Source organism: Streptosporangium nanhuense, from assembly GCF_059358815.1.
Map to the genome: position 1 here is coordinate 1,137,311 of NZ_JCADBG010000001.1, position 25,838 is coordinate 1,163,148.

A 25,838-nucleotide genomic window follows, 5' to 3' on the forward strand; every position below is an offset into this window, starting at 1 on the left:
CCGGTGTCGTCACCCACCTTGGATCACGACCTTCCTGCGGGCCGCGTTCGTGGCCAGGGCTCCCAGGGCCAGCAGTGTCACCGCCCAGGTGGCCTGGAACGCCAGGGCCTCCAGGACGTCGCGCTTGCCGAGGTAGAGGTCGGCGGGGACCTGGACCATGGCCGACCAGGGGAGTGCCTGCGCCAGGGTGCCGAGCCAGCCGGGGAAGAGGTTGAGGGGCAGGACCATGCCGCTGAAGAAGAGGGTCATCACCAGCGACATCGTCTGCACGCCCCTGTCGTCGACGACCCAGCAGGCCGACAGCGCGACGAGGTAGCGGAGGGCGAAGCTGACGATCACCGCGAGGACGAAGCCGGCCATGAAGGACAGGAAGGTGGGGAGGTCGTCCGGTGCGACGAGGCCGAAGAGTGCGGCGCCGACGGCCGTGGGCGGCAGGCTGCGGACGACGAAGAGGTAGGCGGCCCGGCCGAGTTCGTCGGCGAGGCTCCACATCTGCAGGGACGCGGGGCGGAGCAGGTCGAGGGCCACGTCGCCGCTGCGCACGCGTTCGGAGAGTTCCAGGCCGCCGCCGAAGACCTGCATGGGGCCGATGAAGGCCTGGCTGAGGAAGCAGAAGGTCACGGCGTCGGCGAGGTCGTATCCGGCGAGGCCGGGGCGGGCCTGCCAGAGGGCGATCAGGACGTAGGCGCGGAGGATGCCGAAGACGGTGTTGGTGAATGCTCCGGCGATGGCGGCGGCGCGGTAGGTGGAGTGGCGGCGGAAGCCGTATCCGATGATGCGCGCGTAGAGCAGGAAGACTGCCTCCCCGGGGATGTCAGGACAACCCTCCTATCCTCGTGGGCGCTCTGGGGGGAGGCAACGAGTTTTCGGGGGTGTGCCGGGCGGGGCCGGTCGCCGGGAGGGGGTTGGTCCGGGGGTTCGGGGGATGGTGACGTTCGGTGTTCGAGTGTGGCCTCAGGGTGAGATATACCTGCGTGATACGTAGTTGTAATCTCCCCGATATGTGCAATCGCCGATAAAAGACCATTCTGGGGGGAATGTCCTTTTGTGGAGGTCCCCCATGCGCGACGAGATCAATATGGACGTCAGTCCGGCCTACCCCTTCAGCTGGCAGGCCGCGACCCTCAACGCGATCATGCGCGGCACCTTCAAGCCGATCTCCGACCTGCTGCTGAGAAACGACGTCGGCTTCGCCGCGGCCTCCCGCATCGTCGCGCTGGCGGGCAGGGTGCCGTTCCGCCTTCCCGTCCACGTGCGCGTGACCCCCGACGAGGAGGGGGCGTGCCCGGGGGAGTGGGTCCGTGCGGGTGAGGAGCTCGACGAGGGCAGGGTCCTGCTCTACTTCCACGGCGGCGGCTACTTCTCCTGCTCCCCGGCGACCCACCGGCCGATCACCTGGCGCCTGTCGGCCGCGACCCGGCGCCCGGTGCTGTCGGTCGACTACCGCCAGGGCCCCGTCCACCGGCCCGCGGAGGCCCTGGAGGACGCCATCGCCGCCTACCGATGTCTTCTGGGACGTGGGTACGACCCCGCCGACATCGTCTTCGCCGGGGATTCCGCCGGGGGCCACCTCACCCTGGCCACGCTTCTGGCGCTTCGCGACCGGGACATGCCGCTGCCGGCCGCGGCCGTGTGCCTGTCCCCGTGGGCGGACCTGACCGGCGCGCCCCGCAGGGTCAACCGGCTGCTTGACCCGATGATCCCGGCCGGCCGCGTCGACTGGCTCGCCCGCCGCTGGACCGCGGGTCTGGACCCCCAGGACCCCCTGCTGTCCCCGGTGCTCGGCGACTACACGGGCCTGCCCCCGCTGATGATCGTCACCGGCTCCACCGAGGTGCTGCGCGACGAGGGCCGCCGGGTGGCCGAGCGGGCCCGTGCCGCCGGGGTGCCGGTCACGTACGAGGAGTGGCCCCGCATGCCGCACGTCTTCGCCATCCTCGCCGACGTCGTCCCCGAGGCCCGCGAGGTGTATCCGCACATCGCCCGCTTCCTGGCCGCGACCCAGGACCTCCTGCCCGGCCGTGTCGCGTCCGACCTCTCCGGCCCGGATCTTTCCGTGCCGGACCTCTCCGGCCCGGACCTCGTCGTCCCGGATCTCTCCGCCCCGGACCTCGCCGTGCCGGATCTCCTCCTGCCGGGCCTCGCCGTTCCCGGTCTCGCCCAGCCGGTTCCCTCTCCCGAGGACGTCCCCGCCGCCCCCGTCACGGCTCGGCGCAACCGCTCCGGGCGCTCCGGTTCCGCCGCCGCCTGAGGCGCGCGGGGGGTGCCGGGACGTGCGCCCGCGAGAGGCCGCGCCCGCCTTTCCCGCTGGTCACACCGCTCCGCTCCGTCCCAAGGGCATCCCTCACACCATGGATTCCTTACCCTGAGGGATCATTCGCCTTACCTCTCATATCCCTTCTGGCCGGTCGGGAGCGAAGGACGCCCGATTCCCGCCACAGTGTGCTTGCCGTAGCCCGCGCACGAGAGGCTCAACGAGGATGGCACGTGGGGGAGCAGGTCCCGTGAACGGCATGCCGACCGGTGTGCGGCCGCTGACCGTCGGGGACCCGGTCATCATCGGCCGCTATCTGCTGCTCGGCCGCCTCGGGGTGGGCGGGATGGGCATCGTCTATCTGGCCGAACACCCGCAGGGCGGGGTGGTGGCGCTCAAGACGCCGCACCCGATGCATCTCAACGATGCCACGCTCCGCGCCCGTTTCGCCGAGGAAGTGCAATTCTCCCGGAGAGTGGTGCCCTTCTGCACCGCCGCGGTGATCGAGGACGGCACCGACAGGGACCGCCCCTATCTGGTGTCGGAGTACGTCCCCGGCCCCGCGCTGTCCCAGGTGGTCTCCGCGCACGGCCCCCTCACCCCCGACCTGGCGTACGGCGTCGCCCTGGGGGTGGCCGCGGCCCTGGTGGCGGTGCACGAGGCGGGGCTGGTCCACCGCGACCTCAAGCCCGGCAACGTGCTGCTGTCGGACACCGGTCCCCGGGTGATCGACTTCGGTATCGCCAGGGACGTCGACGTGCTCGCCGCGCACACGCAGGCCGGGCAGGTCATGGGCAGTCCCGGCTGGGTCGCCCCCGAGCGGCTCACCGGGGGGCTCGCGCTGCCCGCCTCCGACGTCTTCGCCTGGGGCTGTCTGATCGCCTACGCGGCCGCCGGCCACCATCCCTTCGGGGCGGGGGAGGCGGACGTGCTGACCCGGCGCATCCTGGTCGAGCCGCCGAGGGTGGCCTCGGTGCCCGCGCTGCTGCGCCCGGCGGTCGAGGCGTCCCTGGCCAAGAACCCCGCCGAGCGGCCCGGGGCCGCCGACCTGCTCGGCGCGCTGCTCGCCGCGGGTGGCGTGGGCGACCCGTGGGACCTGCGCGAGGCGGTCGCCGAGGTGCTGGCGGAGATCTGGACGCCGGTGCCCTACACCCCGGGGTCCGGCAGGGTGCGCCTCGCGGCGCCGTCCGCGCCGTCGTTGTCGTCGTTGTCGTCCTCGTCCTTCGCGCCGCCCTCCCCGCTGCACGACGAGCCCTCGGTCCCGGCGAGGATCTCCGGCAAGGGGGCCCGCAGGGCCGGGGCGCGCAAGGGCGCGCACCTGTCGCAGGCCGGCTTCGCGGCGCTGGCCACGGTCTCCATGGCGGCGGTCACCGTGGCCGCCGCGACCGGCGGCGGCGGGCCCGACCCCGCCGGCGGTTCCGGTGTCCCCGAGCCGGTGCCGCTGGTCCTGCCCGCCGACGGCACGCCCTCGGCCTCCGTCTTCAGCCCCGGCACCCGCCCGCTCTCCGGCAGGACGCGCGTGCCGGCGCCGACGACCCCCTCCACCGTCCAGATCACCGCCACCAGGACCGTCTCGCTGCCCACCTCGGGCCTCGACGGCCACGACGGCCACGACGGCCGGGAGGATCCGCCGCCGGAGCGTCCCCGGGGGCCCCGCGGCTCGGGCGACTCCCCGGACGAGGGCGACGGCCCGCGCGACTGCGCGGACGCGACCGCCAAGGGCAGGGGCAGGACCAGGGACTGCCCGAAGCCCTCGGGTGATCCCAAGCCCTCCTTCACCCAGATCCCGCAGACCGGCGACGGGGAGAGCCCGTCCCCGACGCCCACCGCCCCCGCCCCCTCGGGGACGACCATCACCCCGCAGCCCACCCCGGGTCCCTCCATACAGATGGGCTGAGTCATCCTTTTAGGACGAATTACGAGGAGATATCGGTGCATCGGTTAAAGTGAGCGCCGCGAATCGAGGCGGAGGGGGATACCGATGGGCGGGCCTGTGGCCGGTGCGGTGGAACTGAGCGGCGTCGGGGTCCGGGTGGTCGGACGCACCCTGCTGGACGACATCGGCTGGCGGGTCGGGTACGGCGAGCACTGGGTGGTGCTCGGTCCCAACGGGGCGGGGAAGACCACGCTGCTGTCGCTGGCCGCCGCCGTGCGCCACCCCACCGAGGGGGCCGTCACCGTGCTCGGCCAGCGGCTGGGCCGGGTCGACCTGCGGGAGCTGCGCCGCCACATCGGCCTCGTCGCGGCCAGCCAGCGGCTCGTCGACGAGGAGCTGCTGGAGGAGGAGGGCGCCACCGCGCACACCGTCGTCCTGACCGGCCACACCGGGACCAGCGCCCCGCTGTGGGACCGCTACGGTCCCGCCGAGCACGAGCGCGCCCACCGGCTGCTGGCCGACATGGGCTGCAAGGACCTCGCGGACCGGCTCTTCCGCGTCTGCTCCCAGGGGGAGCGGGCCCGCGTCCGCGTCGCCAGGGCGCTGATGGCCGATCCGGTGGTCCTGCTGCTGGACGAGCCGTTCGCCGGGCTGGACCTGCCCGCCCGCGAGGACCTGATCACCGCGGTGGAGGACCTGGCGGCGACCCGTCCGGCGCTGACCACGGTCACCGTCACCCACCACCTGGAGGAGGTCCCGGCGACCACGACCCACGCCCTGCTGATGCGCGACGCCCGCGTCCAGGTGGGCGGGCCGGTGGTGGAGATCCTGACCGCGGAGAACCTGTCGGAGTGCTTCGGGCGCCCGCTGCGCGTCGACCGCCTCGACGGCCGCTGGTCCGCTCGCGCGGTACGCGGCTGAGGGGCGCGCGGCGGGCCGGGCTTCGCGCGGGCGGCCGTGAACGGGCGGCGTAGGTCGGCGTAGGGCGGCGTCACCCGGTCGTGGGGGCGGGCGGGGCCGGTGAGGTCGGCGTCACCCGGTCGTGGGGCGGGCGGGGCCGGTGAGGGACGGCCGGAACGCGGGCGATCTGCGGGAAAAGCGGTGTTATGCGGGTGATCTTCCCGGTACGGTGTCACGCATGGCGACCAAGCTGAACCAGATCCTCGCCGTGGAGAAGGGCGTCAAGTCCGACACCCAGCGCAAGGTGACCGACGCTTATCACACGATCCAGAAGAACGCCCTGCTGTCGGGCCTCTCGCGGACCTACCAGCCCATCGACGACGAGGGCGAGCGGCTGCCCCCGGAGTCGACCCGGGTGCAGGTGCAGGGTGAGGAGCTGCTCAAGCAGGTCGGTGCCGCGCTCACCAGGCTGTTCGACGTCACCGCCACCAAGGACTGGGCCAACTGCTCCGCGCGGGCCGACGTGAAGGTCGACGGCTCCACCCTCCTGGAGGACGTGCCCGTCACCTATCTCCTGTTCCTGGAGAAGCAGCTGGTCGACCTGCACACCTTCGTCTCCAAGCTGCCGGTCCTGGACGCCGCCGAGACCTGGACGCTGGACCAGTCGACCGACTGCTGGCGGACCGAGCCGGTCAAGACGACCCGTACCAAGAAGGTGCCCCGCAACCACGTCAAGGCCGAGGCCACCGAGAAGCACCCCGCCCAGGTCGAGGTCTACCACGAGGACATCGTCGTCGGCTTCTGGACCAAGGTCACCTTCTCCGGGGCCGTGCCGCAGAAGCGGGTCAACGAGCTCCTGGAGCGGGTCGGCAGGCTGCAGAACGCGGTGAAGTTCGCCCGGGAGGAGGCCAACGGCACCGAGATCACCTACCAGCGCGTCGGTGAGAAGGTGCTGGGCTACCTGCTCGGGTAAGATCACAGGACTCCCCGCCGGAGCGCGGGGATGCGCGAAAGCGCGAAAGCTGAAACTGAACCGTCAGACTGACACGTGGCCACAGTGGGGGTTCGAGTCCCTCCCCCGGCACCACCTGCCGGGGTAGCCCAACAGGCAGAGGCAGCCGCTCAAGCTCAGGCTCTCGCTCCAGATTCAGCATTCGCCGCCGGGCGCCGGATCGAACGGATACGGGCGACGATGGTCGAGTGCGGGTTCGAATCCCGCTGGGTGCTCCACATGCGCCTATAACTTAACGGCAGAGTGCGACCTCATCATGAGTGACCCGGATCCTTAAACGTGCCGGTGCCGCGACATGGCGGCACTCCAGGCCCTCGGGGAATGGATACTTCCCCGGGGGCCGCCGCCGCTCTCCACCCGGGCGGCTCAGTCCTTCTTGCGCTGGCGGATCAGGCCCATGAACCCCGGGCTGGGCTTGAACTTCGCGGTCCAGGTCTCCGCGATCTCCAGTGGTTCCCCGGTCTGCGGGTTGCGCCCGGTGCGGGCGGCCTTGTGCACCATCTCGAAGGACCCGAACCCGGGGATCGCCACCTTGTCCTCGGCCGCCACGGCCGTCTGGATCGTCCCCAGGATCGCGTCGAGGGCCGCGCCGGTCTGCCTGCGGGTGAGCCCGGCCTCGGCGGCGGCCTTCTCGATCAGCTCGCGCTTGTTCATAGGGACAGTTAACGCCATCACCACCCGGTGAATCGAGCCCCGTTCTCCACTCGCGTGAGGCCTTCGCCCTCGCCCGCGCGCCGGGGGGCGCGGGTGCCCGCCGTATCGGGTGGCGGGCACCCGTCCTCGTCAGCGGTCGGGCTGGGCGGCCAGCCGTTCCGCCTCCGTGTGCAGTGCCTCGACGAGGATGAGCTCCAGGAGGAGATCTTCGTCAATGAGGCCGATCAGAACATCCATCGAGCCTCCCTGACTACTCGACGCCCCAGGGGTCGCAGAAGTTGACACACGCCCCGGACAAGACTCGGCCGTGATCCAACATTGATCGTTCCCATGGACGGGGGTTCGCTACGCGGGGACCAACTGCGCCAGGTCGACGTGCTCGCCGACCTCGCGGATGTTCATGCAGTACGCCACCAGGACCCGTCGCCCGTCGATCCGACGGGTGACCAGCAGACAGGGGCCATCGTGGACCACGATCGCCTCGACCTCGATGCCCTGGGGGCTTCGCCAGATACCCATGAGCCCGAGGCTACGAAGAACGGGGTAAGGGCGGGGTAACCAAACGGGCATATCGTGATACACGGCATGGAGGCTACGGATCTATATGTGTGTCTTCTGATGATTAACCTGGTGGCTTTGGGTAGCAGGACGCTGGAATTACCGTCATCAGGGAGAAAACACCATGGCTTTGCCCAAGCTCACCCCCGAACAGCGTCAGGCCGCCCTGGTCAAGGCCGCCGAGACCCGTACAGCTCGCGCCAAGCTTCTCGCCGAGGTCAAGAACGGCGCGCTCAGCCTGGAGCAACTGCTTGGCCGTGAGGACGACATCGCCAAGCGCATCAAGGTGTCGCAGGCCCTGCGGGCCCTGCCCGGCGTCGGGACCGTGAAGGCCGCGCAGCTGATGGCGCAGGCCGACGTGGACGAGGCGCGCCGTCTGGGGGGCCTCGGTACCCAGCAGCGCCGCAAGCTCATCGAGGCCGTCGGCCGCTGAGATGCCGCCCGCCGTCCACCGCCCGCGTTCCCGGGGGAGAGGCTCCCGGGACGCGGGCCGTGGGGATCGGGGTGCGGCAGGGCCGGCGCGCGGGGCGCGACCGGCCGTGAGACGGGGAGGCCCCGTCGCGCGGACTCGGGGGGAGTCCGCGCGGCGGGGCCTTTTTCGACGACCTGGCCTTCGGGCTCGTCCGGGGAACCGTCCCATGCCCTGGAAGCCGTCCTGACGAGCCCGGTCCGGAGAGTCAGTGAGCCTCTGCGAACTGCTGCTCCTCCGTCGAGCCCTTCAGGGCCGTGGTGGAGGAGTCCGGCGCGATGGCCGTGCTGACCAGGTCGAAGTATCCGGTGCCGACCTCGCGCTGGTGGCGGGTGGCGGTGTAGCCGCGCGCCTCGGAGGCGAACTCGGCCTCCTGGAGCTCGACGTAGGAGGTCATGCCGTCCTCGGCGTAGCCGCGGGCGAGGTCGAACATCGAGTGGTTCAGCGAGTGGAAGCCCGCCAGCGTGATGAACTGGAACTTGTAGCCCATGTGGCCGAGCTCGCGCTGGAACTTGGCGATGGTGGAGTCGTCCAGGTGCTTCTTCCAGTTGAACGAGGGCGAGCAGTTGTAGGACAGCATCTGGTCGGGGTACTCGGCCTTGACGGCCTCGGCGAACTCGCGGGCCACGTCCAGGTCCGGGGTGGAGGTCTCCATCCACAGCAGGTCGGAGTGGGGCGCGTAGGCCAGGCCGCGGGCGATGCAGGCGTCCACGCCGTTGCGGACCCGGTAGAAGCCCTCCGCGGTACGGTCGCCGGTGGTGAAGGCCTGGTCGCGGGGGTCGACGTCGGTGGTCAGCAGGGTCGCGGCCTGGGCGTCGGTCCGCGCGATGACCAGGGTCGGCACGCCCAGCACGTCGGCCGCGAGGCGGGCGGCGCTGAGGGTCTTGATGTGCTGGCCGGTGGGGACGAGCACCTTGCCGCCCAGGTGGCCGCACTTCTTCTCCGAGGCGAGCTGGTCCTCCCAGTGCACCCCGGCGGCGCCGGCGGCGATCATGCCCTTCATCAGCTCGAAGGCGTTCAGCACGCCGCCGAAGCCGGCCTCGGCGTCGGCCACGATCGGTGCCAGCCAGTGCGGCGCGTCCCCGTCGCCCTCCGACCAGGTGATCTGGTCGGCGCGCAGCAGCGCGTTGTTGATGCGCCGCACGACGGCCGGGACGGAGTTGGCCGGGTAGAGGCTCTGGTCGGGGTAGGTCTGGCCGCCGAGGTTGGCGTCGGCGGCGACCTGCCAGCCGGACAGGTAGATGGCCTTGAGCCCGGCCTTGACCTGCTGCACCGCCTGGTTGCCGGTCAGCGCGCCCAGGGCGTGCACGTAGTCCTCGTTGTTCAGCAGGTCCCACAGCCGCTCGGCGCCGAGCCGGGCGAGGGTGTGCTCCTCCTGGACGGAACCCCTGAGTCGAACCACGTCCTCGGCCGTGTAGGTCCGCTCGGTCCCCTTCCAGCGAGGGTCGGTCTCCCACTCGCGCCGCAGCTCGTCTGCGGCTCCCTTGAGGCGATCATTCATGATGCGACTCCTTTTCGTCCCCTGGGTGGCCTACCTCGAGTGTGTGGTGCGACGAAACGGTCAAACAAGGTCGACTTGGACGAAAAAATGAAGATTATTCTTCTCAGATCAATACCCGCCGGTATTTGGATGGGAAGAAGTTAATAGTTTTCCCTATGGACTAGACCAATTCTTGTGTCGGGATCGAGGGTGAGACGGGATTGCGCCGGGTGGGCGCCCGTCGGAGTCCCAAGGAGTCCCAAGGAGTCCCAAGGACTCGCGGGACTCGCGGGGGCTCATGGGGACTCATGGAGACTCTCCGGGGGTGAGCGCGACGGGTGCTTCGGGGGGCGGGCCGCGAGGGACGCTCCCGGTGGGCGGGTGCGCCGGACGCCGGTCGGGGGCGGGCGCGGGGACATCCGTCCCGATGGGCCGCGGGGAGGTGAAATTTCCTCGGAAATTTCGTTTAGCATCGGGTCATGGCATCTTTGGTGGGTGAAGAACCGCTTTCCTTGACGCAGGAGCTCGATCTCATCGCGTTCGGCCAGCGGCTGAGACACCTGCGCAAGCAGCGCGGCCTCACCCTCTCCGACCTGGGCGAACGTGTGAGCCGCGCGCCCAGCCAGCTCTCGCTGCTGGAGAACGGCAAGCGCGAGCCGAAGCTGTCGCTGCTGAAGTCGCTGGCCGCCGCGCTCAACGTGCCGATCGAAGAGCTGCTGCGCAGGCAGGCCCCCAACCGGCGGGCCCAGCTGGAGATGGCCCTGGAGGAGGCGCAGCGCGATCCGCTGTACGCCGGGCTCGGCCTGGCGAGGCTGAAACTCTCCGCGCGTGTCCCCAACGACGTGCTCGAACACATCCTGGGCCTCTACGAGGAGCTGCGCTCACGCCAGGCCAGGGGGACCGCCACCCCCGAGGAGGCCCGCGCCGCCAACGCCGAGCTGCGCCGCAAGCAGCGCGAGCAGGGCAACTACTTCGCGGAGATCGAGCAGGCCGCCGCCGAGGCGCTCGCCGCGGTCGGCTACCGCTCGGGCGCGCTGTCGCAGAGCACGGTCCAGGCGCTGGTCAGCCACTTCGGCTACACCGTCCAGACGGTCCAGGACCTGCCGCGCACCGTGCGCTCCATCTCCGACCTGCGCAACCGGCGCATCTACGTCAAGCACGAGCAGGTCGGCATGCACACCCCGCGCACGATCCTGCTGCAGACCCTCGGCCACCTCTCCCTGGGGCACCACAGGCCCCGCGACTTCGCCGACTTCCTGCGCCAGCGGACCGAGGCCAACTACTTCGCCGCCGCCGTCCTGGTGCCCGAGGCCGCCGCCGTGCCGTACCTGCGCGAGGCCAAGAAGGACCGGGCGCTGAGCGTGGAGGACCTGCGCGACGTCTTCGCCGTCTCCTACGAGATGGCCGCGCACCGCTTCACCAACCTGGCCACCAATTTCCTCGACCTGGTCTGCCACTTCGTCCGCAACAACGCCGACGGGATCATCTACAAGGCGTACGAGAACGACGGCATCGTCTTCCCCGCCGACGAGCAGGGCGCGATCGAGGGGCAGCGCATGTGCCTGCAGTGGTCCGGGCGCCAGGTCTTCCTGTCACCCGACCGCTTCTCCGTCCACTACCAGTACTCCGACTCGCCCACCGGCACCTACTTCTGCCTCGCCCACGTCGACATCTCGCGCGAGCGCGACTTCGCCATCACCCTCGGCGTCCCGTACCGGGAGTCGCGCTGGTTCCGCGGCCGGGAGACCACCACCCGCACCAAGTCCGGCTGCCCCACCGGCGACTGCTGCCGCCGCCCGCCCGCCGAGCTGACCCAGCGCTGGGAGGGGTACGCCTGGCCCTCGGCGCGCGGCAACTCCCACATCCTGGCCGCGCTGCCGCCCGGGTCCTTCCCCGGGGTGGACGAGGCCGACGTCTATACCTTCCTGGAGCGCCACGCGGCGGGCTGAGCGCGCGGGGGGCGACGTCACCCCTGTGGGCTTGAGCGCGCGGGGAGCGGCGTCACCCCGCGGGCCGGGCAGGTGAGGGAGCGGCGTCATCCCGCGGCCTGGGCCGTCCGGCGCAGCGTCAGGGACGGGTGGCCGTAGAACTGGTAGGCGCCCACGCTGTCGGGGGCCTGCCCGCGCATGGACCGCAGCACCTCGGCCGGGGGCTCACCGGCGAAGCAGCGCCGGTAGAACTCCGGCGCCGGCCCGCCGCCGGCGGGCCAGAGCGGGGCGACGACCCCGCTCGCGCCCGCGAGCAGGAACGCCCGGACGTCGCCCGGCTCCTCCAGGAAGACGAACGGGGCCCCGGCCAGGTCGTGGCCCAGCGCCTCGGAGGCGGATCCGCCGTCCGTGAAGTGGACGACCTCGGGGCCCTGGCCGAGCACGCCCAGGACGTCGCCGAGCGCGGGGGAGACCTGCGTGGCGCCGTACTCGGTCACCAGCGGGTGCGCCCGCTCCTCGCCGTACACCACCGCGACGCGGTCGGCGCGGGCGCTCGGGGGAGGGGGCAGCTCGGGACGCCGCCCGCCGAGGGGCCAGCGGCCCGTCACCGTCTGGCAGTTCAGGTAACCGGGCAGCGAGGGGTCGTAGGGCTGCTCCAGCACGGCCAGTTCCCAGGGCACGTACGGCTCCTGGGAGAGGATCAGCACGCTCGGGCGGCGCGGCGCCACCCGGCCGGCCACCGCGTTCAGCAACTCCCAGAAGCCCCACGGCACCCGCGAGCCGACCTCCCGTCCCAGCTCCTCGGACAGCCGGCCCCGCCCGGTCAGCTGCCCGCCGAACGCCGAGGCCCGCGTGCCGAGGTCGCAGAGCTCGGCGCGGTCGGGGGTGACGAAGTGCGGCGACTGGTAGGTCCACCACAGCCGTCCCGGCCTGTCGCCGTGCACGATGACCGCCGTGACGTCCGCGGGCTCGCCCATCAGGGCCGGGCGGATGCGGGTGCCCGAGACCGGCTCCAGCGCCTCGTGCCCGCTCAGGCTGCCCGGCGAGCCGTGGACCGTGATCGCGCGCAGGCCGAACCCGATCACCTGGCCGCGTACCGCGTAGGTCGCCTGGATCTGCCGGGAGACTTCCGGCTCCTCTTGGGCGAGGGCGACCAGGTTGACCGAGGCGCGTGGGTACGGTGCCGTCTCGTCGGCGCGCAGCCGCACCCGCCACCCGCCGGGCGCGTCGAAGCCCTCGGCGACGATCTGGATGTCCAGGTCGAGCGGCTCGCGCGGCGTCGCGGTGCCGTCCTGCCCCTGGCCCGGGGCGACGCCGATCGCCACCTCGGCGCCCCAGCCCGCGACCGCCTCGGTGGGGGACTCGATCAGCGGGATCCCCTTCCAGTCGGGGCCCGGCGTCACGGCGGGAGTCTCCTTGCGCCGCCTGCGGAAGGCGCCGGTCAGCCGGTCGAGGACCGAGGGCCCCCGGCCTTCGGTGGGGACCGGCGCCCCGGCGGGCGGCTCGGTCAGCGTCGGCGGGGCCTGCGGGGCCTGCGGGGCCTGCGCGGCCTGCGGGGCTTGGGCGGCTTGGGACGCCTGCGGTCCCTGTGGTTCCCGGGATGGCGAGGAACCGGGGAACGGCGACGGGAACGACGAGGGCGACGGGGGCGGGGGCGGGGGCGGGGGCGACAGGGAAGGCGGGGAAGGCGGGAGGGGTGCGGGGGCGGCGGGGGAGGCCGCCTGGTCGGGGCGCAGCCAGTCGGCGCTCATCGCGCCGGTGGCCGGCAGGTCGTCGTACCGGTCGCCGTGTTCGCCGTCGCGGGGCTCCTCGCCCCGGTCACGCGCGCCCTGCCCGGGGGCCGGGACCGGATGTCCCCGCCCCTCCGGGCCGTGGAGCGTCCACTCCGGGGTGTGGGCGGCGGTCTGCGGACCTCCGTCAGGGTCCCAGCCGGAGGGGTCCGTGCCGTTCGGCGGCGCCGCGCCCCAGGAGGGCGGCGTGGGGCCCGCACCGCCCGCCGACGGGGGGCTGAGGCTGCTCCCGCCGCCCCCGTGCGCGCCGGACTCGGCGCCCGCCCCCCGGGAGAGCATGGGAATCACCTGCTCGGCGGTGATGCCACGCTCCAGGCTCAGCAGCGTGGTGAGCCGCTCCCAGGCGGGGCCGTACTCGGCGATGAGCATGATGACCGCGTCGGCCAGCTGGCCGGGAGGCCGGCTGCCCGCCTCGGCGAGCAGCGGGTCCAGCCGGTCGCGAAGCTCGCCGGAGGCGCCGCCCATCAAGCTGTCGAGCTCGTCGCGGACGCCGCGCGCCGCCCGCATCACGGCTACCGGGTTCATGCCGTCCCCCCTTGTTCCGGACTGGACTGATCTTCCCACCTGCGCGGTGGGGACGGGAGCCGGTAGGTGTGCGGAATCGGCGCCACATAAGGTGATACCCCTAACCACAGAGGTGATGGAAAGGACGGATCGTGCTGCCTGAGGTCGAGGCGTGGCTGCGCGAGCGCACCTCATCCTCGGCCGACTGGGTGCTGCCGGAGTTGCTGGAGGCCAAGGGGGGGACGACGGTCAGCGTCGTGCTGCCCGCCCGCGACGAGGAGGAGACGGTCGGGGAGATCGTCGCCGCGATCCGCCGCGACCTCATGGGGGCCGTGCCGCTCGTCGACGAGCTCGTGGTCATCGACTCCCGCTCCGTCGACGACACCGCCGCGCGCGCCGCGCGGGCCGGGGCGACGGTGATCGCCCAGGACGAGGTCCTGCCCGACCTCAAGCCGCTGGACGGCAAGGGCGAGGCGCTGTGGAAGTCCCTCGCCGCGACCTCCGGCGACCTGCTCGTCTTCGTCGACGCCGACCTGCGCGAGTTCCGCACGTCGTTCGTGACCGGGCTGCTCGGCCCGCTGCTCGCCGACCCGGCGGTGGTCTACGTCAAGGGCTGCTACGACCGGCCCCTGCAGAACGTGCAGAGCGGCGGCGGGCGGGTCACCGAGCTGGTCGCGCGCCCCCTGCTCAACCTGCACTGGCCACGGCTGGCCGGGTTCGTGCAACCCCTCGCGGGGGAGTACGCCGGTCGCAGGTCCGTGCTGGAGAGCGTCCCGTTCGTCACCGGCTACGGGGTGGAGCTCGCCCTGCTGATCGACCTGCTCGATCTCTCCGGGCTCGACGCCCTGGCCCAGGTCGACCTGGGCCGGCGGGTGCACTCCCACCAGTCGACGGAGGCGCTCGGCGGGATGGCCGCCCAGATCCTGCAGACCTCGTGGTCGCGCCTGGAGCGCCAGAACATGATGGTGTCCCTGCACCGGCCCACCCCCCGCCTGGCCCAGTTCCGCCGGGGCGCGGACGGCCACCAGGTGAGCGTCCGCGACGTCGCCGTCGCCGAACGCCCCCCGATGGTCACGATCCCGGCCTACCGCGCCGACCGCCCCGCCCGCTGACCACGCGGCGGGACCGGGGTTCCGTACGGCCGTGACGCCCGGCCCGGTCGGTTTCCTCTTCGAGGGGTTCGCGCACGCCCCGCGCCGGAGGCCTGGGTCGGCATCGGCGTGAGCCGGCGGCACCCTCCGCTTTCGCGAATGTCGGCGTGCGCCGGCCCTTCAAGGCCCGCTTACGAGGCCGGCAGCTCAAGGCCCGGTCATGAGGCCAGCAGCGACGCGTAGCGCTCCAGGTCGACGTTGCCCCCGCTGACGATCACGCCGACCCGCTTCCCGCCCAGCTCGGCGGCGAGGTTGCGGACGGCGGCCAGGCCGAGGCAGCCGGTGGGCTCGACGACGATCTTCATGGCGGATCCGAAGAGCTTCATGGCGTCGACGAGTTCCGCGTCGGTGGCGGTGACGATGTCGTCGACCTCGCGGCGGATGATCTCGAAGGTGTAGGCGCCGAGGTGCTGGGTCTGCGCGCCGTCGGCGATGGTCTTGGGCGTGTCGATGTGGACGACCGATCCCTCGCGCAGCGACCGCCGCCCGTCGTCGCCCGCCTCGGGTTCGACGCCGTACAGCGCGCAGCCGGGCGACAGAGCCCGCGCCGACAGCGCCGTGCCGGAGAGCAGGCCGCCGCCGCCCAGGGGGACGAAGAGCGCGTCGAGGTCGCCGACCTCCTCGAACAGCTCCTTGGCGGCGGTGCCCTGACCGGCGATCACGTGGGGGTGGTCGTAGGGCGGGATCAGCGTGAGGCCGTGGTCGGCGGCGAGCGCGCGGCCGATCTCCTCCCGGTACCCGGTGTAGCGGTCATAGCGGACGATCTTGCCGCCGTACCCCTCGGTGGCGGCCACCTTCGAGGCGGGCGCGTCGTGCGGCATGACGATCGTGGCCGGGATGTCGAGCAGCCGGGCGGCGAGGGCGATCGCCTGGGCGTGGTTGCCCGAGGAGTAGGTGACCACGCCCGAGCGCCGCTGCTCGGGGGTGAACCGCGACAACGCGTTGAAGGCGCCGCGGAACTTGAAGGCGCCCATCCGCTGGAAGTTCTCGCACTTGAACACCACGTCGGCGCCGACGCTCTCGTTGATCCGGCGTGAGCGCAGCACGGGGGTGCGGTGGGCCTGCGGCGCGATGTGGGCGGCGGCGCTCAGGACGTCGTCATAGGTCGGTGGCGTCGGTGACGGGGACATCGGCTGCCTCTTCTCGGTCGGCACGGCTACGCACCCGAAGCCTGGCACCTCCGCCGGACGGGCGGGGTGCCGGGGTGCCGGCGACGAGGATGACGGCGCGTGCCCGTCCGCCGCGTCGGCGCACGTCGTCGGGGGCGGTGACGTGAGGCGGAGTCACGGAATCGATGCGGACACCGCGCGCCATCCGGTCTAGCATCGGGTCGTCCGGCGTGACGGGCAGGCCGGATTCACTGGCCGGGCAGTTCCGAAAAGTGAGTGCGAAGCGGTGCGATTCTCTGTGTAGGTGGTGGTGTTGTGGCAGTAGGTACGATCCTTCGTTTCGATGAGGTCCGCGGGTACGGGTTCATCGCCGCTGTGGGCGGGGGCGAGGACGTGTTCTTCCACGCCAACGACTTCGGCGAGAGCCGGCATGTCGTCCAGCCGGGCCTGCGGGTGGAGTACGAGGTCATGGAGGGCGAGCGCGGCCTGAAGGTCTCGACCGTCAGCCTCCTGGACCCGCCGCCCGCCCGGCGGCCGGTCGTGGCGGCGGCGCCCCCGGTCACCGGCGGCGCCTCGCAGCACCTCGGCGACGACGACGGCGTGTGCGACGTGTTGTCGGCGAAGTCCTTCAGCGGCGCGGTGACCGAGCTGCTCATCGAGCACGCGCCCACGCTGACGGGCGCGCAGATCGGTCAGGTCAGGCACCGTTTGCTGGCGTTCGCCCGGTCCCATGGGTGGGTCGACGACTGAGGTCCGCGGCGGGCCGGGCGCGGCGGGCGCGCTCGGGGGCGCGACGGCTTGCGCGTCCCGGGACGCGCAAGCCGTGACGGGGCCGGCCTTCGGAGGTCAGTTGCCGAAGGAGAACCAGTTGAGGTTGACGAAGTCGGCGGGTTGCCCGCTGCTGAAGGTGATGTAGACCGTGTGGGTCCCGGTCACCCCGCCGATGTTGGCCGGGACCGTGCGCCAGCTCTGCCAGCCTCCCGTGTTGCCGAGGGCGAAGTCGCCGATCGGGGTGGCCGTCGGGCTGCCGAGGCGCACCTGGACCAGCCCGCTGACCCCGCCGCCCGCGCCGGACGCGACGCGGGCGTTGAACTGGGTGGCCGCCGCGGTGCCGAAGTTCACGCCGTCGAAGCGCAGCCAGTCACCGTTGCCGATCTGCGCGACGTTCTGCCCGCCGCCGCTGTCGGTGGTGGTCTCCAGCGACGTGCCCGACTGCGCCTGGTAGCGCTCGGCCTGGATGGTCGAGCGGGCGTCCACCCCGCCGGGGGGCGGTGTGACCGTCGGGCTGGGGGTGGAGCCGGAGCCGCTCTGCCAGACGGCCACGTAGTCGACGAGCATCGGGCGCCCCGAGACCGTGGCGGAGGTCGGGGTCGACCCGGCCAGCGCGTTGGGGAACGCCCCGCCCATGGCCACGTTGAGCAGCAGGAAGTAGCCCTGGTGGCCGGTCATGTTGTTCCAGGTCGTGGCGTCGAACTGCGACTGGCTGACGCCGTGGAACTGCTGGCCGTCGACGTACCAGCGCAACTGGTTCGGCGTGACGGCGCGGTCCCACTCGAAGCGGTAGGTGTGGAACGCCGACTGGCAGGAGGAGCCGGGGCAGGCCCTGCTGGCGCCCAGGCCGGTGGTCTCGTTGCAGGGGCCGCCGGGGTTCACACCGCAGTGGAGCACGCCCCAGACGGAGTTGATGCCGTTGACGTTCTCCATGATGTCGAACTCGCCGATGCCGGGCCAGTTCCAGTAGTTGCCGCGGTACGGCGCCCCCAGCGCCCAGAAGGCGGGCCAGTAGCCCAGGGCGGCGCTGCCGGTGACGTTGGGCATCTGCAGTCGGCTCTCGATGCGCAGGACGCGCCCGGCGGCGGGCTTGAAGTCCGAGCGGCGGGTCTCGATGCGGCCCGACGTCCACTCGTTGCCGCTCTTTATCGGGGTGATGCGCAGGTTCCCGCCGCCGTCGAGGCTCAGGTTGGCGGAACTGTCGGTGTAGCGCTGGACCTCACCGGTGCCCCAGTTGGCGGGGCCGCCCGGGTAGGCGTGGCCGGTGTCGACGATCCAGTTGGTGGAGGAGGGAAGTGAACCGGCGCCGCCGGTGAAGTCGTCGCTCCAGACCAGTGACCACCCCGAGGGCGTCGACGGTACGGAGGCGTGGGCGGCGATCGCGATCAGCGTCGGCACCAGGGCCGCGGCGATGACCGAGATCCATCCGAGAGAGCGCTTTCTTTTCGGGGGATGGCTCATTCGGAACCTCTCACAGGGCGAACGAGATGAACGGCCGAACGTCGCTGCAGCGTAAAGACCGATTGGTCTCACTGTTACGCGAAGGTTAAGTTTGGTCAACCCCGCGGGTGAAAAAGCTTGAGAGCGCTCTCAAGGGTCGGCCGCCGGGTGAAAGGGAGGCCTCGGCGCGTGCCGTGAAACGGGTGCCGGGCAAGGGCGGGACGAGGGCGTGACGAGGGCGGGACAAGGTCGGGACGGGTACGGGACGGCGGGGCTCACAGTCCCCGGCGCTCTTTGGTTGGATACGAGCCAAAGTTCTGTTCATATGGGACAAAAGCGGCTACTCTCGACGGGAATTGCCCTTGATGCGGTCGGAATCGCCCGCGGTTTCCGGGTCCGGTGGGGCCTTTCCAGTGGAGAGCAGAGGTGGCGATGGCGCGCTGGTTGGGCCAGCTGCTGGTGCTGGCCGTCGTCGCCGGCGTCGCGCTGACCGCCCTCGCGACACCCGCGTCCGCGCACGGCCAGCTCGCGATGTCGACGCCGGCCAAGGACAGCACGGTGACCGAGCCGATGGAGTCGCTCGCGCTGTACTTCACCGAGAAGCCCGCCCCGAACGCGTACTTCACCGTGACCACCCCCAGCGGCGCCCGCGTCGACCAGCCGTGGTCGCACGGGCAGCCCAAGCGCCTCGACGAGCCGGTCACCGAGTACAACCTCGTGGACGGCACCTGGCAGCCGAACCTCTACCACACCGGGTTCCCGGCGATGGTCCCGGTCGCGTACTGGCCGGAGCGGGGTCAGTACGTCGCCCGCTACATGTCGGTCGCCTCCGACGGCGAGAAGGTCACCGGCGAGGTCAAGTTCACCTACAAGGGCAAGATGTCGGAACCGCCCAAGGGCTGGAAGGCTCCCACGAACGAGCCTGACCCCGCGCTGCTCAACCCGGTGCAACCCAGCACCGCCGCGCCCTCGGCCGGGGCGGTCGCGCCCGTCACCCCCCAGGCCACCCCGCAGGCGGCGGCGTCGAACGCGCCCCAGGCCGACTCGGGCTTCGACCTCTCCGTGTGGCTGCTGCCCGCCGTCCTCGTCGTCGGGGCGGGGTTCATGGTGGTCCGGGCGGCACGGCGGCCCTCGCCGCGCGGCGCGGAGGTCCGGCGGCGTCCCACCGGGCCGCCGGGGCGAGCGCCCCGGGGCCGGCCCGCGACCGCGTCGCGCAAACCGCGGGGCGCCAAGGCGGTCAAGACCGCCAAGCGACGCTGACCGCCGCGGGTTCCCGCCCCCCGCCCCCGCCGGTGCCCCGCCGCCGCCCTTGCCGATCAGCCGTCCCCGTACCGACTCGCCGTCCTCGCCACCATGCCGGCTCGCCGCCTTCCGCGCCGGCCTGACCCCCCACCCCTCAGGAGAACAGCCATGACCTCCCCCCTTGCCCGCCGCCGCCCGCTGCTCGCCGCGCTCACGCTCGGCGTGACCCTGCTGATGGCCATGCTGACGGCCACGGCCTGCGGCTCGCCCAGCGCGGCCCCCGCCGGCGCCTCGACGGTCAAGGAGATCGCGGTGACCATCGCCGGACGGCAGGTGACGCCCCCGCCCGGACGGATCGACGTGACCAAGGGCCAGACGGTGCGGATCACGGTGACCGGTGACGCGGCCGACGAGGCGCACGTGCACGGCTACGACAAGGCGGCGGACGTGAAGCCGGGCACCCCCGCGACGATCGAGTTCGTCGCCGACCAGGACGGGCTGTTCGAGGTCGAGACCCACCACTCGAAGCTGCAGCTCTTCCAGCTCGTGGTGCGCTAGGCCCTCGTGATGTTCCTGGCTCACGGCATCGGCGGTCGCCAGGACCTGCCGATCCCCTTCGAGGCCGCGCTGACCGGCGCGATCCTCGCCCTGCTGGTGTCGTTCGTGGCGCTCGGCGCCCTGTGGACCGAGCCGCGGCTGGGCGGCGAGCTCCGCCGCCCCCGCCCGCTGGCCTCCCTGGTCCAGACGGTGGTGTCCGCGCGGGCGTGGCCGTGGTTCTGGCGCGTCGCCGGGCTCGTCGCCGCCGCGTACTTCTGCGTGGGCCTGCTCTTCGGCCCGGACAAGGTCGAGAACCCCACGGCGGGGGTGTTCTACGTCCTGTTCTGGGTCGGCCTGGTGCCGCTCTCGCTGCTGTTCGGGCCGGTGTGGCCGACGCTCAACCCGCTGCGCACGCTGCACCTGCTGGCCTGCAAGGGGCTCGGGCGCGACCCCGCCACCGGGCTGCGCCCGCTGCCGGGCGGGCTCGGCTACTGGCCCGCCGCGGGCGGTCTCCTCGCCTTCGTCTGGCTGGAACTGGTCGCCCCCGAGCGGGCCACCCTGCCCGTCATCGGGGCCTGGCTCGCGGTGTACGTCGTGTTCGTGCTCGGGGGAGCGGTGCTCTTCGGGTCGCGCTGGTTCGACCACGCGGACGCGTTCGAGGTCTACAGCACCCTCGTCGGCCGGCTCGCCCCGGTGGTCAGAGGCCCTGACGGTGTCGTGACCTGGCGGAACTCCCTCGACGGGATGGCCGGGCTGCGGCCGGTGCCGGGGCTGACGGTGCTGGTGGTGGTGCTCCTGGGCTCCACGATGTACGACAGTCTCTCCAACGCCCCCGTCTGGGTGCGCTTCGTGCAGGAGAGCGCGGTGCCGGCCCCGGTCATGGGGACGGTGGGCCTGCTCACCGTCATCGGCCTGGTGCTCGCGGCCTACCGCGGCGCGACCGCGCTGGCCGGCCGGTGGGGCGCGGCGGAGCCGGGCACGACGGCGGGCGAGCTCGCCCACGCGGTGGTCCCGATCGCCGTCGGGTACGTGGTCGCCCACTACTACACGCTCCTGCTGCTCGAGGGGCAGCGGACCCTCGCCCTGCTTTCCGACCCGCTGGACACCGGCGCCAACTGGCTGGGCACCGCGGGGTGGACCGTCCAGGCGATCGGCACCTCCCCGGCCGGGATCGCCATGCTCCAGGTGACGGTCATCGTCGTCGGCCACGTGCTGGGCACCGTGCTCGCCCACGACCGCGCGCTGGCCCTGTTCCCGAGGCGGACCGCCGTCATCGGGCAGATCCCGCTCCTCGTGCTGATGGTGGCCTACACGGTGGTGGGCCTGCTCCTCCTCTTCGCGGGCTGACCCGCCCGGCCGCAGGGCGGCCCGCCTGCCACTGGACCCGTCCCGCCACCGGACCGGCCCGGCCGCCGGGCCCGTCCCGTCACCGGACCGGCCCGGCCGCCGGGCCCGTCCCGTCACCGGACCCGCCCGGCCATCGGATCCGTCCCGCCACCGGGCGCGTCCCGCCACCGGGCGCGTCCCGCCACCGGAGCGGCCCCGCCACCGGAGCGGCCCCGCCGCCGGGGCCTCGTCCGGCTACCGGCTTCGCCCCGACGCCGGAGTCGCCGCGCCGCCGGGCCCGACCGGGCAGCGGAGCGGGGTGGACGCCGCCCCCTTGAGGCCGTACCGGGGAGACTCCAGGACACGCGCGGGGCGCGGGCTCTCCGTGCTGGGCAGCACGACCACCAGGTCCGGGCTCACCCCGATGGACCTGATGGCGTTCAGGGTCGCCGGGGCGTGCCGGGACAGGACGACGACCTTGTTGAGCCGCACGTCGACGTAGCGGATGGTCCCGCCGAGCGGGTGGGGGGCCAGGGCCTCGTCGAGCTTTCGCTTGACCGCCCTGAGCGTCGCCAGCGACGCGCGGACGACCTCGGCCCTGGCGCCCGCGGAGACGATCCTCGGAATGTCCGCGGCGCTGGTGGTGGCGACGACGAGGGTGTGCGCGGTGGTCCCGATGAGCCAGGAGCCGCCGAAGCGGCCACCGAGCTCCTCGCGCAGCCGTGCCTCGACCACCGCCAGCCGGATCTCGTTGCACAGCCGCGCCTCGACCTGCCTCCTGGTGAGACCGAGGTCGCGCTGGAGCGCCTCGATGAGGCCCGGCGGCAGGTTTACCACGATGGGAGTGCTCGCCGTCTGGGGCGGGGCCACCGGGGTGAGGACCGTCGGGGCCGGGGGCGCCGGGGCGGGCACGGTGCCCGCCGGCCGGGACGCGCTGGTGGGGCCGGGGGAGGGCGTCAGGGCCGAGCCGGCGCCTGCCGCCCAGTGCGCGACGGCGGCGGGAAGGGCGGTCAGGGCGAGCGCGGTGGTCACCAGGACGCCTCCCACGGAGGCGAAGTGGCTGCGGGACATGTGATCTCTCCTCGCCCTCGGCTTTCGAAGCGTGAGGGGGAGGTCGTCCCGCGTCGCGGGCCGGCCGCGCGACACGGGTACCGTCACCCTAATCCAGCCGCCTCCGGTTCCGGCCGGGAACGCCCGGCGCCACGCGGAACGGGTGATCCCGGGCGTACGGCCCACCGCCCGGAACGGGTGACCCCGGTCGGTGGGCCGTACACCCGGGTCAAGGCCGGAAGCCGCCCCCCCCGTGGCCGCGGAGCCGCGGCCCGCGAGGCCGGTCCCGGCCGGGCGCGTCACCGGCTGCCGGCGGCGTTCGCGAACGTGTCCACGGCAGGCCGGGCACCCGCACATCGCCCGGAGGCACGCGTGAACGCCCGGTTTGACGACGGGACGCGGTGGAGACGAAGGGGAAGGGCGGGAGGACGGGGCGGACGGCCGGTGGCACTCCCCGGTCCCGCGAGCAGACACAGGGCGGCGGACACGTCCGCCCACGTTCAGGGAGGTCGTCATGCCGCGACGCGGCCGGTTGGGCAAGGTCGGCATCTGGAGCTCGGCCTGGAGCAACGCGTCGCGCGAGGGCACGGCCGACGTGGGCGAGTTCGGTGACACGGTGGCCGAGCTGGACGCGCTGGGGTACGGCACCCTCTGGATCGGCGGGAGCCCGGCCGTCGGCTACGCCGTGCCCGCCCTTGAGGCGGCCCCCCGCATCACCGTGGCCACCGGCATCCTCAGCATCTGGGACCACGAGGCCGCCGAGGTGGCCGCCCAGTGGACCGCTGTCGAGCGGAGGCATCCAGGGCGCTTCGTCCTGGGGCTCGGCGTGAGCCACCAGGGCCTCGCCGAGCGGTACGCGCGCCCGTACTCGGCGATGCGGGAGTATCTGGACGCGCTGGACTCCGCCGCCGACCCGGTGCCCGAGGAGGCGCGCGTCCTGGCCGCTCTCGGCCCCAGGATGCTGGAGCTGGCCAGGGACAGGTCGGCGGGCGCGCACCCGTATCTCGTCACCGTCGAGCACACCGCCCGCGCCCGCGAGATCCTCGGGGAGGACGCCGTGCTCGCCCCCGACCTGAAGGTCGTCCTCGATCCCGACCTGGAAAGTGCCCGCGACGCCGCGCGCGACTATCTCCGCCTCTACCTGAAACTGCCCAACTACACCGACAACCTGCTCCGGCTGGGTTTCGAGGAGGACGACTTCCGCGACGGCGGCAGCGACCGGCTGGTGAACGGGGTGTTCGCGCTCGGGGACGCCGACGCCGTCGCCGAGAGGGTCGCGGACTTCCTGGCCGCGGGAGCCGATCACCTCGCGATCCAGGTGGTGACCGGCGACCCCTTCCACGACCTGCCGCGCGCCGAGTGGCGCCGCCTGGCCGAGACGCTCCCGGTGGGCGGCTGACCGCCGCGTCCCCGGGGGGCGCGGCGGTCAGCCGATACGGAGCGGGAGCGTGCGCGGCCCGCGGACCTGACCCGTCGCCCAGGTCACCGCCGCCGGGTCGTCGAGGCCGAAGGCCGGGATCCGCTCCAGCCAGACCTCGAGGGCGACCCGCAGCTCCATGCGGGCCAGGTGCGAGCCCACGCAGCGGTGGATGCCCAGGCCGAACGCGGCGTGCCGGTTGACGTCGCGGTCGATGACGACCTCTCCCGCCCGGTCGAACTGCGCCTCGTCACGGTTGGCCGCCGGGAACGACAGCAGGATCCAGTCGTCGGCCTTCATGTCGACACCGCGCCAGTGCATGTCCTCCTTGACCAGCCGCGCCATCGTGACCGGCGCGTAGGCCCGAAGGAACTCCTCCATCGCGGTCGGCAGCAGGGCGGGCTCGGCGACCAGGCGCTCACGGTCGGCGGGCGTCTTGGCCAGGTGCCACAGCGACGCGCCGATCGCGCTCCACGTCGTGTCGATGCCGGCGATGAGCAGCAGCGCCATCGTGCCCGCCACGTGGAGCGACTCCAGCTTGCGGCCGTACAGCTCCGCGTTGACGAGGTAGGTCGTGAGGTCGTCCCGCGGGTTGTCGATGTGGTCGCGGATCTGCGCCAGCAGGTAGTTGAACAGCGTCTCCATCCGGGGGATGCGCTCCTCCGGAGGCAGGTTGATGCCCTCCAGCGCGTCCTCGACGAATTCGCGGAAGCGCGGCCCGTCCTCGGGCGGGAAGCCCAGCATGTCGGCGATGACGCGCGTCGGGATGTGCTGGGCGTAGTCGCGGGCGGCGTCGATGACGTCCTGCCCCTCCAGCGCGTCGAGGAGCGAGTGGCAGAACGCCCGCGTCGCCGGCTCCTGCCTGGCGACCGTCGTCTTGGTGAACATCGGCAGCAGCAGCTTGCGCGCGTCGTGGTGGAAGGGCGGGTCGGAGGAGATCGGCGGCGTGCCGCCCACCGGCGCCACCTCGAGCGGCGGCCGGAAGTTGCTCACGATGATCGACCGGGAGGAGAAGCGCTCGGTGTCGTAGGCGATGGCCGCGACGTCCTCGTAGCGGGTCGGCAGCCACGCGCCGCCGAACCGGTCGGTGTGCGCGATCGGGCAGCGCCGCCGCAGGTCGTCCTGGATCGGGTACGGGTCGGCGGCCCACTCGGGCTCGGTGTGGGAGAAGTCGGTCGCCCAGTCGGAGACCGGCCCGGTGATGACCCTGTTGCGCACGCCTTCGGGGCGCTCGCGCATCCTCTCCTCGAACTCACGCTCGTCGAAGCGGTCATCGACGGTCATGTCGCGCCTCCTGGAGGATCTCGATCGTTCTTTCCGGGCAGTTCGCCGCGGCCAGGCGCGCCGCCTGCTCCTCGTCGGGCGGTACGACGCCGTCGCCGACGACCCGCCCGTAGCCCTCGTCGTCCTCCCCGAACAGGCCCGGGGCGAGGTCGTAACAGCGACCGTGTCCCTGGCAGCGCTCGGAGTCGATCCTTACTTTCACCGGGGGGCTCCCCTCTGTGCTGCCGGCAGGGGCCAGGGCGGTGACGAGACGGGTGAGCAGCGCGGCCCACTCCTCGTCGTCGACCGCGTGCAGATCGGGTGTGATGAGCGCGCTGCCCATCGCGAGCAGCAGGCAGAAGTGCGCCAGCGCGTCCGGCGACAGCGTGCCGTCCAGCTCGTCGTCGTTCTGGGCGGCCCGTACGAGCCCGGCGAGCCAGTCCGTGCGTTCGCCGACGTAGTCGCGCATCGGCCGGGCGACGTCGTCGTCGCGACGCGCCGCCACGAGCGCCTCGACGATGAGGTAGCCGTGGGCCTCGCGCCGGCGCGGGAGCCCGCGTCCGACGACGGCCAGCAGTTCGGTGATCGACCGGTCGGGGTCGGCGGCGAACAGCGTGGCCAGCAGTTGCGGCCCGTGCGCGTGCAGCGCGGCCACCAGCAGCTCCGCCTTCGAACCGAAGTGGGAGTACAGGGCGCCGTTGCTCACCCCCGCGGCCGTGGCGATGTCGGCCACGCGCGTGCCGTCGTAACCGCGCCGGGCGAAGGCCTCGGCCGCCGCTCGCAGCAGCCGCTCCCGGGTCTCGGTGGCGGTGACGCCCGCGATACGTCCCATGCGCCAATTAAAAGAACGTTCATTTGATATGTCAACAGTCGCGTGAGCCGTACCGGTGTTGTCTGGCGGCCTTACAGATGGAAATGCGTCACGCCAGATGGAGCCGCGACATCGGGGTTGCAGGAGGGGCGTGTACGGCAGGAGGTTCGGCCCGGGAGATGGCTGCGGTCTGGCCCCGGCGACCGATGTTGGTGGTCAGCCCGCCTGCCGGTAGGAGCCCGCCATGGCACACGACGAGGTCGTCGACCGCTACTCCGGCCTGGCCCGCGCGGTGC

22 protein-coding genes and 1 tRNA gene are annotated in these 25,838 nt (G+C 72.4%); 13 read left to right on the forward strand and 10 right to left on the reverse strand.

All coding sequences use genetic code 11. From position 1 onward, the window contains the following. Nucleotides 1–9: 9 nt before the first annotated feature. The gene (locus tag AC5L38_RS04765; RefSeq protein ID WP_495241548.1) at nucleotides 10–792 is read right to left on the reverse strand and encodes an ABC transporter permease; all 783 of its coding nucleotides are present in this window, start codon (nucleotides 790–792) and stop codon (nucleotides 10–12) included. Nucleotides 793–1,060: 268 nt separating this feature from the next. Between AC5L38_RS04765 and AC5L38_RS04770 the strand changes: the two genes are divergently transcribed. The 5 genes from AC5L38_RS04770 to AC5L38_RS04790 all read left to right on the forward strand — a co-directional run bounded on the left by AC5L38_RS04770 (nucleotide 1,061) and on the right by AC5L38_RS04790 (nucleotide 6,260). Continuing rightward, the gene (locus AC5L38_RS04770) at nucleotides 1,061–2,251 is read left to right on the forward strand and encodes an alpha/beta hydrolase (protein WP_495241504.1); all 1,191 of its coding nucleotides are present in this window, start codon (nucleotides 1,061–1,063) and stop codon (nucleotides 2,249–2,251) included. A gap of 262 nt (nucleotides 2,252–2,513) precedes the next feature. Continuing rightward, complete coding sequence (locus AC5L38_RS04775) at nucleotides 2,514–4,151, forward strand: protein kinase domain-containing protein (RefSeq protein WP_495241549.1); 1,638 nt, start codon at nucleotides 2,514–2,516, stop codon at nucleotides 4,149–4,151. 84 nt (nucleotides 4,152–4,235) lie between these two features. Further along, complete coding sequence (locus AC5L38_RS04780; RefSeq protein WP_495241505.1) at nucleotides 4,236–5,051, forward strand: ABC transporter ATP-binding protein; 816 nt, start codon at nucleotides 4,236–4,238, stop codon at nucleotides 5,049–5,051. A 217-nt stretch (nucleotides 5,052–5,268) separates the two neighbouring features. After that, the gene (locus tag AC5L38_RS04785; protein WP_495241506.1) at nucleotides 5,269–6,003 is read left to right on the forward strand and encodes a DUF7873 family protein; all 735 of its coding nucleotides are present in this window, start codon (nucleotides 5,269–5,271) and stop codon (nucleotides 6,001–6,003) included. Between the two features lie 123 nt (nucleotides 6,004–6,126). Beyond that, nucleotides 6,127–6,260 (forward strand) — tRNA-OTHER (locus AC5L38_RS04790). A 148-nt stretch (nucleotides 6,261–6,408) separates the two neighbouring features. Here the strand turns inward: AC5L38_RS04790 and AC5L38_RS04795 are convergent. Together AC5L38_RS04795 and AC5L38_RS04800 are read right to left on the reverse strand one after the other, a co-directional pair. After that, complete coding sequence (locus tag AC5L38_RS04795) at nucleotides 6,409–6,696, reverse strand: HU family DNA-binding protein (RefSeq protein WP_495241507.1); 288 nt, start codon at nucleotides 6,694–6,696, stop codon at nucleotides 6,409–6,411. A gap of 345 nt (nucleotides 6,697–7,041) precedes the next feature. After that, a complete protein-coding gene (locus AC5L38_RS04800) occupies nucleotides 7,042–7,215 on the reverse strand; it encodes a hypothetical protein (RefSeq protein WP_495241508.1) in 174 nt (57 codons plus the stop codon). Between the two features lie 163 nt (nucleotides 7,216–7,378). Here AC5L38_RS04800 and mihF point away from each other — a divergent pair, with 163 nt between their 5' ends. Further along, the gene (gene mihF / locus AC5L38_RS04805) at nucleotides 7,379–7,687 is read left to right on the forward strand and encodes an integration host factor, actinobacterial type (RefSeq protein ID WP_344750230.1); all 309 of its coding nucleotides are present in this window, start codon (nucleotides 7,379–7,381) and stop codon (nucleotides 7,685–7,687) included. A gap of 244 nt (nucleotides 7,688–7,931) precedes the next feature. Here the strand turns inward: mihF and aceA are convergent, their stop codons facing one another. Continuing rightward, a complete protein-coding gene (gene aceA / locus AC5L38_RS04810) occupies nucleotides 7,932–9,224 on the reverse strand; it encodes an isocitrate lyase (protein WP_495241509.1) in 1,293 nt (430 codons plus the stop codon). Nucleotides 9,225–9,682: 458 nt separating this feature from the next. On the opposite strand from aceA, the gene AC5L38_RS04815 reads away from it, so the two are divergent. Further along, entirely contained in the window at nucleotides 9,683–11,152 is a 1,470-nt protein-coding gene (locus AC5L38_RS04815) for a helix-turn-helix domain-containing protein (RefSeq protein ID WP_495241510.1), read from the forward strand. An 86-nt stretch (nucleotides 11,153–11,238) separates the two neighbouring features. On the opposite strand, the gene AC5L38_RS04820 is transcribed toward AC5L38_RS04815, so the two are convergent. Next, nucleotides 11,239–13,446 (reverse strand): hypothetical protein, encoded by a 2,208-nt coding sequence (locus AC5L38_RS04820; RefSeq protein ID WP_495241511.1) that lies wholly within the window; start codon nucleotides 13,444–13,446, stop codon nucleotides 11,239–11,241. Between the two features lie 131 nt (nucleotides 13,447–13,577). Between AC5L38_RS04820 and AC5L38_RS04825 the strand changes: the two genes are divergently transcribed. After that, nucleotides 13,578–14,537, forward strand: coding sequence for a glucosyl-3-phosphoglycerate synthase (locus AC5L38_RS04825; protein WP_495241512.1), 960 nt, complete (start codon nucleotides 13,578–13,580; stop codon nucleotides 14,535–14,537). 197 nt (nucleotides 14,538–14,734) lie between these two features. Here the strand turns inward: AC5L38_RS04825 and AC5L38_RS04830 are convergent, their stop codons facing one another. After that, the gene (locus AC5L38_RS04830) at nucleotides 14,735–15,706 is read right to left on the reverse strand and encodes a threo-3-hydroxy-L-aspartate ammonia-lyase (protein ID WP_495241513.1); all 972 of its coding nucleotides are present in this window, start codon (nucleotides 15,704–15,706) and stop codon (nucleotides 14,735–14,737) included. Nucleotides 15,707–16,000: 294 nt separating this feature from the next. Between AC5L38_RS04830 and AC5L38_RS04835 the strand changes: the two genes are divergently transcribed. Continuing rightward, nucleotides 16,001–16,435 (forward strand): cold-shock protein, encoded by a 435-nt coding sequence (locus AC5L38_RS04835; protein ID WP_495241514.1) that lies wholly within the window; start codon nucleotides 16,001–16,003, stop codon nucleotides 16,433–16,435. A gap of 96 nt (nucleotides 16,436–16,531) precedes the next feature. Here the strand turns inward: AC5L38_RS04835 and AC5L38_RS04840 are convergent, their stop codons facing one another. After that, nucleotides 16,532–17,917 carry a glycoside hydrolase family 16 protein gene (locus tag AC5L38_RS04840; protein ID WP_495241515.1) on the reverse strand — a complete coding sequence of 462 codons (1,386 nt, stop codon included), beginning with the start codon at nucleotides 17,915–17,917 and terminating at the stop codon, nucleotides 16,532–16,534. 411 nt (nucleotides 17,918–18,328) lie between these two features. On the opposite strand from AC5L38_RS04840, the gene AC5L38_RS04845 reads away from it, so the two are divergent. The 3 genes from AC5L38_RS04845 (at nucleotide 18,329) to AC5L38_RS04855 (ending at nucleotide 21,022) form a co-directional block, all read left to right on the forward strand. Further along, nucleotides 18,329–19,156 (forward strand): copper resistance CopC family protein, encoded by an 828-nt coding sequence (locus AC5L38_RS04845; RefSeq protein ID WP_495241516.1) that lies wholly within the window; start codon nucleotides 18,329–18,331, stop codon nucleotides 19,154–19,156. A gap of 150 nt (nucleotides 19,157–19,306) precedes the next feature. Beyond that, nucleotides 19,307–19,696, forward strand: a complete 390-nt coding sequence (locus AC5L38_RS04850) for a cupredoxin domain-containing protein (RefSeq protein WP_495241517.1) — start codon at nucleotides 19,307–19,309, stop codon at nucleotides 19,694–19,696. Nucleotides 19,697–19,705: 9 nt separating this feature from the next. Next, nucleotides 19,706–21,022 (forward strand): hypothetical protein, encoded by a 1,317-nt coding sequence (locus AC5L38_RS04855; RefSeq protein WP_495241518.1) that lies wholly within the window; start codon nucleotides 19,706–19,708, stop codon nucleotides 21,020–21,022. A 234-nt stretch (nucleotides 21,023–21,256) separates the two neighbouring features. Here AC5L38_RS04855 and AC5L38_RS04860 read toward each other — a convergent pair whose 3' ends face one another. Next, nucleotides 21,257–22,072, reverse strand: a complete 816-nt coding sequence (locus AC5L38_RS04860; protein WP_495241519.1) for a S1 family peptidase — start codon at nucleotides 22,070–22,072, stop codon at nucleotides 21,257–21,259. Nucleotides 22,073–22,565: 493 nt separating this feature from the next. On the opposite strand from AC5L38_RS04860, the gene AC5L38_RS04865 reads away from it, so the two are divergent. Further along, nucleotides 22,566–23,450 carry an LLM class F420-dependent oxidoreductase gene (locus AC5L38_RS04865; protein ID WP_495241520.1) on the forward strand — a complete coding sequence of 295 codons (885 nt, stop codon included), beginning with the start codon at nucleotides 22,566–22,568 and terminating at the stop codon, nucleotides 23,448–23,450. A gap of 27 nt (nucleotides 23,451–23,477) precedes the next feature. Here AC5L38_RS04865 and AC5L38_RS04870 read toward each other — a convergent pair whose 3' ends face one another. Further along, a complete protein-coding gene (locus AC5L38_RS04870; protein WP_495241521.1) occupies nucleotides 23,478–24,752 on the reverse strand; it encodes a cytochrome P450 in 1,275 nt (424 codons plus the stop codon). Then, nucleotides 24,739–25,563 (reverse strand): TetR family transcriptional regulator, encoded by an 825-nt coding sequence (locus AC5L38_RS04875; RefSeq protein ID WP_495241522.1) that lies wholly within the window; start codon nucleotides 25,561–25,563, stop codon nucleotides 24,739–24,741. Before AC5L38_RS04875 ends, AC5L38_RS04870 begins: the two co-directional genes overlap by 14 nt. Nucleotides 25,564–25,838: the final 275 nt, after the last annotated feature.